Below are 12,651 nucleotides of genomic sequence, written 5' to 3' on the forward strand. Positions count from 1 at the left end.
TTAATATTATAATAATTCTAGATATATAATTCTAAATAAAGTAATTTTGTTAAAAAAGATACCATCAAATCTAGATGGAAAATTTATACTATCATTGCCATACTAGAAGTAAATAAAAGATAATTATATTCATAAAAATATTTTCAATATTACTGTAAAAAAATATAAGTAATATTACTACTAATTATGTAATTGAGAAAATTAAAAATGATGATATAATATCATATAAAACTAAAGATATTTTTTTAAAAATATGATATTTTATAAAGCATATCTATCACTAGATAGTTTTATATTTAATTTCTCTGAAAATATATTTAGTTTATTTTTGATTAGATGATTTAGTTATTATTAAAAATAAAGGTGCAATATAAAATCAGTGGTTACTCATAAAATCAATAAAGCGTCTTAAACCTATAGCCTATATTAATAATAACCGTCATGGTGAATATTGTCACAATAAAATTGTTTAAAATAAACAATCAGTATATGATTGATAATAGATGCAAAAAATAATATTTTAATATTATCTACTATAACCATTCAGTATTGAAAGAAAGAAAACAAAGTATCATAAATACTATGAAATTATTGCATACACTAATTTTATTACCTTCAATTATCCTATTGACTAGTTAAAAATGATATTTTTTACTGAATCTGATATGGTATATTATTATATATCTAACAAGATACTCTATAGATTAAATCTATACGGATTTCCTTTACTAAAATCAACACAATAAATAAATTATCAGCTGTAGAAATCGCTGATACTCTAAATAGTATCTATCTATAATTCAATTTATCATGTAATAAATATGACTAATAAGATATTTTGTTGTATGATTGAGGGGTTGAGATATGCACCCTCTATACGATACAAATCAAATCTAAGCTAGATATAGATCTTGTTTTCATGGACATCTCTATTTCGAGATCACAAATTTGACTGACTTACTTAAATCTATACAAGAACTTGCTAAACATATACGCATATCTGCAGAAGGAGGATTTAAACCGTAATCCATCAGTAATCTATGTATAAAAAGAAAATATTAATTACCATCTTCTACATAGTGCGCCAGGTGACACGTACTGATAATTGTATCATTCAAGATAATCGTGGAAAATTACAACATCAAAACCTACAGATCTAGAAAATATGACATATATGACATAAGAGATTATAATTTTAAATTAGGTGTAACATTAAACCACGAGAACCTAATAGCAATTATTGTAAACTAGAAAGAAAGTAATTAATATACTTAATCAACCAAGTTGCTAGATCACGAACTCAAAATCATCTCGTATCAGTATTTTTATACTATTCATTGAGCAGTAGAGGGCTAAAATTTCAGTTATAAAACAGGAAAGAGTGTCAATATTTTGTATAGAGCCAGATAGAGATATAATTAAGCTTTCAATCTCTAAAACTATTCATATCTTAATATGGAGATATGAGAATATCTCTCTTGAATGGCATGATAAAGACAAATTGTACATTCTGACTGATGTAGCAAATAATTAATATGTATCTAATAATAGTAGAATAATAGCAATTATATTTGAATATATAATATTCAGTAAGAAGGTATAGAGCTTCTCTTAAGATTAAAAATTAGATCAATCATACTATGTTTTTAAATTTTCTAGTATTGAAAAATAGGCTGCCTTTACAGAATTGTTCCGTATGTTTTGACCACATGTCTCTAGGCTTTATTTTTCATAAAAGTGCAGAAAATGTTTGTGTATCACACACCATTACATGCATAGTATATTACCAGTAAATTATGCTTATATATTGCTAATTATATCATTATAACTACCTTGCCTATCTAGCTGGTTAAATCATTCTCTCTGCTGATTATATCTTACTTATTTTTATTTATTTGAACCAACATTTAGCTACAGGAATTTATGCAAAATGTCTATTGCTAAACTAGTGAAGATAAAAGATAGTGTATCTGATCTCTTTCATAGTTTAGTAACAAAATATACTCTTTGATCATTCAACACGTTGTAGGTCCAATTTCCTTCACATGCTTTATTATTGCTTTTAACAGAAATATCTCACAATGTATATGGATTTTTCTCAAAAGCTTCTATGTAAAACCATGTTAAACTGGTGTCGTATTCTGCCTAGAAGTATCAAAAACTGATTGTAGATACACGAGTCGCTTATTTTCTATTCCTATGCTATAAAATGTGCACTGATAAGATGTGTAGTATAGATAGAATTTCCTGTCTTCCAACTAAAATTCTGTTGTCAATGAAAAGCAATATACTCATATTACATTTTTACTAGGTTCACAATATGGATAATCTGTTTTCTGAGCTTTAAAGAAGGAGTAAGCTACAATAAATATAATTCAATCATGCTGTGTTTTTCTTCATTTTCTAGAATGGAGAGATTTTCATAATACTTGTTTACATAGTATTTTAAAAAAATAGATATGTATAAGTATTGATTTTTACAGTTACACTTTTTGCAATATATTTCAATTTCATTTAACAGAGCATTATTCGATACAGGTTTGGTAAATCTTATATGTTAAAGAATACTTTCATGCAAAATGATGATTTGGATTTTGATAAACGGCATATATGGCATCCGTATACATCAATGACTCATCCATTGCCAACTTATCCAGTGGTTTCTGCTGATGGATACGAGTTAACTCTTAGAGATGGTCGTCGATTAATAGATGGCATGTCTTCTTGGTGGGCAGCGATACATGGTTACAATCATCCAATGATTAACCAAGCTATGAACGCTCAAATAAGCCGCATGTCACACGTAATGTTCGGTGGTATTATTCATCCGCCTGCAGTGGAATTATGTCGTAGATTAGTAAGCACTACGCCAGCTGGTTTAGAGTGTGTGTTTCTAGCAGATTCTGGTTCAGTTGCGGTAGAAATAGCAATTAAAATGGCACTACAATATTGGCAAGCAAGAGGGAATCCCCGTTACGAAATATTAGCTTTACGTCAAGGATATCACGGAGATACCTATGGGGCAATGGCAGTTGGTGACCCTGAAAACTCTATGCATAGTATTTATAGAAATTATCTGCCGTCTAATCGATTTCTCAACGCTCCTACGCGTCGTTTTGAAGAAAATTGGGAAAAAGGTGATGAGACGTCGTTTTTTCAATTTTTTTCTGAGCATCACATAAATATAGCAGCAGTAATTTTAGAACCAATTGTGCAAGGTGTTGGCGGAATGCGATTTTATCATCCCGAGTATCTGCGTTTAATACGGATGTTATGTGACGAATATGAGATATTATTCATTGCAGATGAAATAGCAACTGGTTTTGGACGTACTGGAAAATGGTTAGCATGTAATCATGCGAACATCACTCCAGATATACTTTGTCTTGGAAAAGCGTTAACAGGCGGTATGATGACTCTCTCCGCTACGCTAACCTTTCGTCATATAGCAGACATGATTAGTAATAGCAAAGCGGGTTGTTTTATGCATGGACCAACATTCATGGCTAATCCATTAGCTTGTGCAGCCGCTAACGCTAGTTTGTCATTACTAGAGAATAATAGTTGGTGTCAGTGTGTAGAAAAAATTTCCACACATCTTAATTCCGGATTAAGACCCTTGGTTTCTCATCCTAAAGTTCGAGATGTGCGGGTACTAGGTGCTATTGGAGTAGTAGAAATAGTGCAGCCAGTAAATGTATCACAGATACAACATTGGTTTGTTAAGCACGGTGTCTGGATTCGTCCTTTTAGGAATCTCATTTACTTGATACCACCATACATTATTTCTGAAGAAGCGCTGATGACATTAATAGATGTTGTTTCTACTTCTCTAGATCAGCCAGAGAATTTTATCTCCTCCTGATTTTTTGTTTGTAGTGCATCTATCAAAGAGATAGCAGATATCACAAACATACCCCTTGATGGTAGAATATATATATGTCCCAAATTCTACATTTTTCATTAGGACTTATTATGATTATCGTACTAGCTTTGTTGGTCGGTCGTAATCATAAAGCAATCCGCATCCCCTATATTATCCATTTACTAGTGATTGAAGTAATGCTTGCATGCTTCTTTCTGCATTCAGAAACTGGGTTACATGTGATTACAGGATTTTCGGTATTTTTTGAACAATTACTAAAATATGCGGCACATGGCACTAATTTTGTCTTTGGGAATATGAGTGACAAAGGTCTGGCATTTTTTTGGCTAAACATCTTATGTCCTATTGTATTTATCTCAGCATTGATAGGTATTTTGCAACATTTTTATATTTTACCATTTATTATTCGTTTAATCGGAACTGTCTTATCGAAGATTAATGGAATGGGTAAATTAGAATCTTTTAATGCAGTAAGTTCGCTAATGCTTGGACAATCAGAAAATTTTATTATTTATAAGGATATTCTAAGTCAAATTCCAGAATGGAGACTATATACGATGGCGGTCACGGCCATGTCTACAGTATCTATGTCCATAGTTGGTGCTTATATGACGTTATTACAGCCAAAATATGTAGTGACAGCATTAATACTCAATATTTTTAGTACTTTTGTTGTTTTATCTTTGATGAATCCATACCATGTGGATAATAAAGACGATCTCAACTTAAAAAGTGATTATAGCAGAGTAAGTTTTTTTGAAATGCTTAGCGAATACATTCTAACTGGATTCAAGGTAATTGTAATCGTTGCTGCTATGCTCATTGGTTTTATTGCGTTAATTTCTGGCATTAATGCTTTATTTGAGAGTATTTTTGGTATTAGTTTTCAAGGTATTTTAGGCTATATATTTTTCCCACTGGCGTGGGTAATTGGTATACCGAGTCATGAGGCTTTGCAGGTAGGCAGCATCATGGCAACCAAACTAGTATCTAATGAATTTGTCGCAATGATTGATTTACAAAAAATTTGCAGCACACTATCAACTCGTTCTGAAGGAATATTATCAGTTTTTTTAGTATCATTTGCTAATTTTTCATCTATTGGGATTGTTACAGGTTCTATTAAGGGGTTGAACGAACAGCAAGGTAATGTCGTTTCTCGCTTTGGTTTAAAGCTTTTATATAGTTCAACACTAGTCAGTCTATTATCGGCTACTATAGCTGGATTAACTTTATAACAATTAGCAGAGGCATCAAGATGTATAGTCATATATACTATGATTGTACATTCAATATTTATTGATATCACTCAATTTTTGAAACTATGTTTTTATAGTGTGTTATATCGTTAATAGTTAATAATTTAGTAATTGCACTTGTAGTATATAGTTGTTAGTTATGCTCTGAGTTATAGTCATGAAGCACACATTACAGTATGAGTATCATGTGATTCATATGAACTTTAAGAATGTGGTTGCTTATATAGTTAAAGAGAATCAGATATGTGCATGCTTGCCAATTAACTTTCTATTAACGGGTGTAAGCGTTCTAGATATATATCTGAAGAAGAAAAGACAATGAATATTTAACATTCCTTGATAATTGTCAATAAAAGAATCGTCTATGATAGATCTTCTATTCTGTAGTAAGAGAAGCTTGAATGTGTAATTGGAGGATGTTTATATCATATATATTAGTTATCTGTGCGTTTATCAAAACGCTTTACTGTATACCAAGAACCTTATTTCTTAGCTACTGTAGTAGAAGCTAAGCAGGAAAGATTGTACAACTCTAACAAACTAAGATACTAGAATGGAGCTTACAAAAACACAATTTCTATTTTTTATATTACAAGAGATAATGATTATTATCTGTGCTGTCTTTTCTTCTGTATCAGGCATCCTAGAAAGATAAATTAGTTCATTGTGTGTATTTACAATGCTTTGATTATTTAGTGTGGTGTTTTTCATAGCACATCATTCAAGAAAAACACAGCTGATCGTGTCAACAAGTTAAATCTTTCTGTTATATTCTCTCGGTTGTATATGGCATGCAGTTTTTTATGTTTTCTGTTCTCTATGATGCATAGCGGTGAATTGCAGTAAAATTGAAAACAGGAGAAATAGTTGAAGAATTAGAGAAGTGTACACTTTGGAGGCCCCATCATATTTCTATAAAAAATAGTTATAAAGCAACCTTCTTATGTAGTTTAAAAAGATAACAGAGTTATACTTTATAAGTACATGAAATTATATCTAAAACGTAGAGGGGCCCAAAGATGTTGTAGCATCCCTTGCTTCATTTAAGCAGATGATTATATCCCCTATGGCATAGCGCATGCAATATTTATTAGTATCTTTATTGTGTACCTAGTAAATGGTATAAGATTGTCATAATCTTCTGGTGTTATATTAACAAGTAACCATTAATATTGTGATTTTAAAGCTCACGAGGCAAAAAATCCGCAGTGATGGAGTTAGGGTGAAAAATGATACACAACATGTTGTAATCTACACTAATTGTAACATATAGCCTGTTAATTATGTTGTTATAAATAGGGTATGACATCACTACCGTTTATAAAATGGTGAACAAGTCCCATGCTTTTGCCAACAGATAAATTACTTTTATCACTTAGTACTTGATATAATCATTTTTTGAGAAAATTTTAATGTTTGCGATCAATCTTCATCATACAGACGTTACGCGGCTAAAACAGCCGAGGGGGGGCATTCTAGCACCGTAAATACGAAGAGTTTTTTAATCTTATAGCAGAATAAAGTCATTTTTGGTTAAGAGAAACAGCCAGTCAGAACTCAATAATCCAGATGCGCGACCTTCTTGCCTCACAATCGCCTTACAGCCTAAGTCTAGGATTTTGCCTGTTTCTGGCATATTTTGACTGCATTTTGTGCTATGTTACAACCAAGCAGTACCGCAACTTCCTACAAGTTAGGAGCGAGTATGAACACTCATGATAATAACAATATCTCCCTCCTGAAGACTGTTGCATCTTTATCCAATCATCTATTCTATTTTGAGTTATCATCACCGGATCAAGAACTATCCAAGGAATAGCATATTCTATTATTGTGTCTTACACAACAAACCCATCATAAGAAAAAAAATAGCAAATATAATGTAGCATTTACTACATCTATGAGTATAAAAATATTATTGAATTCGTATACTAAACTCCAATAGATAAGATCCATAACTATTATATAGGCGACAAAACACATAGTAGGATAAACATCAATAATATCACACCAAGAGGGTCTTGGTTTGTGTTTTATACCATAAAAATAGTCTAAGAATAGATCTAAAGTACTATACTAAATGCTTGGAGCGAGTCATTCGTACCATGTGTGGATAGGGAGCACCTGCAATATACTGTGGAGGTTGAATAATTTACTTGTATTTTCAGGGCTAAAAATTAAAATAACTAAATCGGCTTTTATAACCACATATGATGTAAAAGATTGCATCATATTTATGACATTTTCACTAAAGTACTTTTTTTATCGCTCTGTTTATAAAAAAAGTGTCTACGAAATTAAATTTTACATGTAATTTATGTATCATGTATTTTGCAAAAATATCTAAAGTGATGCGTGTGATAATGATATTGTTCATCATGCTATTAACTGACATATAATTAATCAGAAAGTAGAGAAGTTAGGTTACTGAATTTTTTTCAAGGATGTAGTGTTTACTATCAATTTTCCACTTATCGCATAGAGCACGTCTAATATACAAATCTTAATTGCCTATACAAGCTGTAATCCAGCTAGTTGCAGTATTCTAGCTACCTCTTGTGGAGACTGGTTCTTATATACTACGAATAACTTTAGTGCTATTGATTTCTGAGAACAGCCTCTGAGTCGAATTTTCAAGTCTGTAATAATACTGTTAACGAAAATAGACACTATATGGTCACGAAAATAGCGTGATTCTCAAGCCGATAAGGAAAATTTTTACCGGCAGGACTAATAGTCAAAAGCATACATGACTTTTAGAAGTTGTACTTCATCTATTAGAGATAAGGCATTACCCCGTCACCTACACACGGACCTAAGTGTGCAAAGAATAACACAAAATGACTTTTTCAAAAAATTTAACGAAAACATAGTAAATACTAAGTCAATATATAGTAATTTGTATGACAGTTATCGGATAATCCGGTCAGTCTATCTAATCTAATTTTATTTATCCAAAAACGAACAAGACGATTAGGGGGTTGCTACTTACAATCAAAAATGTTGTTTGTGACCAGAAAAGTCATGGCGGCCATAGTTTCAAGCATGATATATCTCCCGATATACTAACACACTGTCTAGACCATATGCTTTTTAATTCCACGTATGTTTTTATGATAGTGGCTGCATTTCCATCATAAAAAAGCTGTGATATATGGGCACTAATAGTACATAGCACCGGAAATACTCCATATCAACTTTAGTTTTATATTTGCCAGTTTCCAGTAATAAATGGCGAATACTTTTGTTTCTCATTGCTTTACATTTTTGAATGATTTCTTTCTTCTCCAGGACTGTTATACGTATACGATGATTCATCTAAAAACTATCATATATGAAGTTATCGGAGTAAAAATTAGAGAGATGAAATGGTAAGTAAAAATTAATAATATGATTAAGCGTTGATTGGTGAGAACTCGATCTTTGTATGTCAGAAACTTTAAATGTTGCCCGCCTACTAGCGACCGTAGATCTACCATCTCCTATAGACTAGGTTTTTTCATGGTTAGCGATTTTTTTAACATCCTATCTAATTTTATTACAGATCAATCAGCTAATATTATCCCAGTGTATTTTCTCCAGTGCTCAGAAAACATCTGAATTAGACCTCTTTAGATATCGATTGCGAAGATAAAAAATTTGTAAGCGAATTAGTCGACATTGCTTTTCGAGAAGATTATTTTAATCCTGTCTTTCTAGCTATCTACTTATCTCTAGTGCTCCGACGAGCCTTTGCCATTGCAATTATATCTTGTGTAACAGCAATGGCAGTATGTACAAGAATCGTATCTACTCTCATTCTTGATCTATCTAGTGCCTGACTTTGTGCATCAACACCAGCATCTCTTATAACTTAGATTTTGGCTGGTTCAATAATGATGTATAAGAAATAATGGGTTTTAAGTTCTTGCTGTGAACCTATGAGATACCCTAGATATATTACTGCTGCAAAAACCTACTTTTGTAAGCCTCAGGCATAGAACAGAGTTGGCACTACAATAAAGCAGGACTATAAATCTTTCTATTACAATGTATTTCACAGCTTGTAGTGTCTCTATTAAGTCAGGCAATAAATCCTGTATGTCTGGGTGGATGTTAAGTTTTATCCAATTTATCTCTAACGCCTCTCGTGTAGTTCTTACTGCGAATAGAGTGTCTTCACCAGTTTGCACACCGGAGGTATTCGGAAGTAGTAGGGCTTTATTTCTACAGAGTCTTACTAATTAGACGTTCTCACCATTCTCATTAAGGTTGATTGGACGTATCGCTAATGTGACTGATGTGCTTCCAGAGATAGAAACAGCTTGTAATATTACATATATATTAGCAAATGTACCAATACCAGTAAATAATCGTCACTAATAGGGATATGAGCAACGGGAAATATTATTTCACCTTTAGCGATAGCTGGAAATCAAAGAATATTGTCACCATCCCCCACCTGATACTTCTTCTAGAATTATCGTGGTACAATAGTAGAATTAAATGCAGGGGTGGTATCTAAGATAATTTTATAACATTTCTGAGCATAGAACAGCATCTATAGCTAGAAAATGCGAAGTGTCTACTTGAAGATCACTAAAAGTCATTTTCATCATATTAGTTATCTTTAATTGTATACCGGAAAGGGACAAAGGCTTTTTTGCTCTACAGACTTTGTCTATATCGTAAAAGAAGACTTCCAGTTCAGCGTCAATACTTACCACTCTAGTGAGATTCTCTCAAATAGACAAAGTTTCTCAGTAGATGATGTCAATATGCTACATATGATTTTAATCACCTCCAAGGCCTGCAGGCTATCTATGGCTCCCACTAAGGGCTTTAGTGTTCTAGAATTACGATAATTACGCTGCGCCTCATAGGTAAAAGGAAACGAAACGTGTACAAACCGCATTTCCAAGGGGGTTAATAAGAAATATTTGTTGACCATAACAACCCACTGTGCTAACGTGAATTAGTGTTGTATATATCGAACGCAGGCCGCATTAATATTGTGGCTAATAAGCATATTATCGCTGCCATCTAAACGATATCCGCATCATAAATTTTTTAATCGAGAAAAACCTCTTTAGTCTATAAAATAACGATATATAGCTTATATATGGGGATTTAATGTAGGCAGGTGACGCTTTTGTGGCTATCTCTGATTTTAATTGGTCGATTTCATTAGTTTGATGGAAGGTTGAGCACTGTAGATTAGAGATAATATGGCAGCCATTATCATCCGCTAGAATTATCACATCCATACCAGATTTGGTTAGATAGAGTGCGCTGGTCAATGGTTAATCTAAGCCTTCTAGTCACATCATGACACTGTGTAGATTATATAGTTTGTTGACTCATAGCGCCTATCTCATTTCGTAGAAATTAGTCGATATAACGTCAAAAATCCTGATCATTTAGCATGTTTCTCAACTTTTTGTTAGAAGTAGAAGTTTTCTTTATAGAGATATCATGACTATTTCTCAGTAAGTGCACGTGATATAATGAACCTCTTATTGAGGTGCTGAGGAGATGACGATCACTAAATAAATAATCAAGTGATACGTGATAGCGGCCTTATCTTTTGCATAATTTAGAGTAATATATTTTATAATGGTTGTTCTTGAAATCAAGCCCTTTTTAGATAACTGCTAGAGTGTTGTTAAAATTATAGGATTAGATGATATCATCTAGACGATGCAAGAAAGATATAACTCAGACAAGGATAGATAGCATTCCTAGAAAATATGCTTGTGCAGTTTGCTCTATCACGATGTAGACATCCTAGAAATTAATGGATGCATGGAAGAGTATTGATAGAGTGTATTTTGCATTTATTCCTCAGGCAAAACTTATCCTATATTTTAAGCATAAACGGATACAACACATAGTCTTTCAGCTTAAAAATACTCATCATCACATATTAATTATTGAAAATTCGTAATAGGTAAGTAATACCATTATAATAATCTCTGATAAAGATTGATCCATCCTTGTTAGAGGGTCCTTCTTTTTTAAACTATTATATAAGCGTTATCTATTATGATAGATAACTGCAGATGCATACGATGACGTGTTTCTGCTATGCGTCGTACTTGACGATTGTACAGTAGTTTCACAATTTTATAGTTCTCACGATTGAACGTTCACTATAGTTAGGACATATTAATGATTTTGTATAGAAAACATTCTAGATTATTCCTATAAAATAGCAGTACGTACTTTATCAATATTTTTGCGGTAGTGCAATATTATGATAAGCATGCGTGCCTCCCTAGCACTTCATCTACATTCATCCTCTAAGCGAACATGGAATAAAAAAATCTTCTTGAAATATGGATCACTATAGGTTTTTGCTAGAGGATGTGCTGTAGCTAGAGTAGCAATGTAAAACGGAAATTTATCAGTATAATCAATTCCTCTTTAATTTCTTTTTTATTGAATAAAAATAAGATGTGCTCTCGCAGACAAAATGTGCTTGCAAGCAATATCATATATCATCACTGAACTAACTGATCAACACAGTGCTAATATCAAATGGTAGATAATCTCAATTTTGTGCAATATTAATAGGGCATAACCTTTAAATATAAGAGAATGCTTCATGATAATTTTTTCACTACGCAGTAATATTCCCCTAAATTATATGCAGAGGATATGATCGGGACCCTCAATTGTATCTTGAGCACCTTCTGCTCCCTAGTCACTGGAGTGAATGATTAACAGGTGTATGATTCAGTGTATAATGCTTTATTATTAGCATTTCACACTCAATCAGAACGGAACTTGTATTCTGATGCTCATCCTATTTTACGTTAAAGCGCAACGCTGAAAAATGGTTTTTTTAAAAACTTTCATTAAAGACAATTTTTTATGATGTATAAAACATCGCTTAGTTATCATCGATCCACTTTTTGAAACGATACTAGTTAAGCGTTAACCGATTGTTAGAAGACAACAAAAAAGTATAAATACCGGTATGGATCGTCTACATATTGTTGTGGTTATTTTGAATCAGGTGATATGAAATCCCTCTAACTTCAGGTGTTCTACTATTAGACTATGGATTGTTTTAGTCTTTGATAGATAGGAGTGGCCTCGATTAGAGATGTAGCTGTTATGCAGAATGGATGCGTGAGTCTTACAAATGTAACGATTTGTAAACAAATTTATCACAGTATCTGCTCCTTATTTAGTATGTATACTAATTTTTACTCTGTTTTTACCATAGCAGAAGTCAGTATAGAATCTTTCATGTGAGTATAAAGTTTTTCTGCAATATTTCGCTCTATAATGATGAAGTCTAATTTCAAAATGATGGATATAAGAAGATATAGTTATATGTCTAGTAGAGATTGCTGGTTAAATGAATTTAAGAGTAATCATTTGAACATACACTTAAATGCAACTAAGTGATACGATGATCTTTTGATGCGTAAAAAATCGATATCATGTTACAAAGTTTATATTCTTTCCTATATATGAATGAAGGCGCTATTTATTGTTATTAATAGAATTTTGACG

5 protein-coding genes and 1 pseudogene are annotated in these 12,651 nt (G+C 32.3%); 2 read left to right on the forward strand and 4 right to left on the reverse strand.

Features of this window, described 5'->3' with window-relative positions; genetic code table 11:
• Positions 1-2,572 precede the first annotated feature (2,572 nt).
• Positions 2,573-3,865, forward strand: a complete 1,293-nt coding sequence (gene bioA, locus ERCIKOCA2762_RS03380; RefSeq protein ID WP_157988818.1) for an adenosylmethionine--8-amino-7-oxononanoate transaminase — start codon at positions 2,573-2,575, stop codon at positions 3,863-3,865.
• 74 nt (positions 3,866-3,939) lie between these two features.
• Positions 3,940-5,124 (forward strand): NupC/NupG family nucleoside CNT transporter, encoded by a 1,185-nt coding sequence (locus tag ERCIKOCA2762_RS03385; RefSeq protein WP_157988819.1) that lies wholly within the window; start codon positions 3,940-3,942, stop codon positions 5,122-5,124.
• Between the two features lie 1,528 nt (positions 5,125-6,652).
• On the opposite strand, the gene ERCIKOCA2762_RS03530 is transcribed toward ERCIKOCA2762_RS03385, so the two are convergent.
• From ERCIKOCA2762_RS03530 to ERCIKOCA2762_RS03400, 4 genes and pseudogenes are all read right to left on the reverse strand, one after another.
• Positions 6,653-6,781: a hypothetical protein gene (locus ERCIKOCA2762_RS03530; RefSeq protein WP_269472446.1), complete on the reverse strand. Its 129-nt coding sequence runs from the start codon at positions 6,779-6,781 to the stop codon at positions 6,653-6,655.
• Positions 6,782-8,848: 2,067 nt separating this feature from the next.
• The gene (locus tag ERCIKOCA2762_RS03575) at positions 8,849-8,995 is read right to left on the reverse strand and encodes a hypothetical protein (protein ID WP_157988838.1); all 147 of its coding nucleotides are present in this window, start codon (positions 8,993-8,995) and stop codon (positions 8,849-8,851) included.
• A gap of 49 nt (positions 8,996-9,044) precedes the next feature.
• A pseudogene (locus ERCIKOCA2762_RS03580) lies at positions 9,045-9,341 on the reverse strand (hypothetical protein); the annotation flags it as partial.
• Between the two features lie 503 nt (positions 9,342-9,844).
• Positions 9,845-10,075, reverse strand: coding sequence for a hypothetical protein (locus tag ERCIKOCA2762_RS03400; RefSeq protein WP_157988821.1), 231 nt, complete (start codon positions 10,073-10,075; stop codon positions 9,845-9,847).
• Between the last annotated feature and the right edge of the window lie 2,576 nt (positions 10,076-12,651).

Origin of the sequence: Candidatus Erwinia haradaeae (assembly GCF_900698935.1) — a bacterium.
In the GTDB taxonomy this organism is placed as follows: Bacteria; Pseudomonadota; Gammaproteobacteria; order Enterobacterales; family Enterobacteriaceae; genus Erwinia_E; species Erwinia_E haradaeae_D.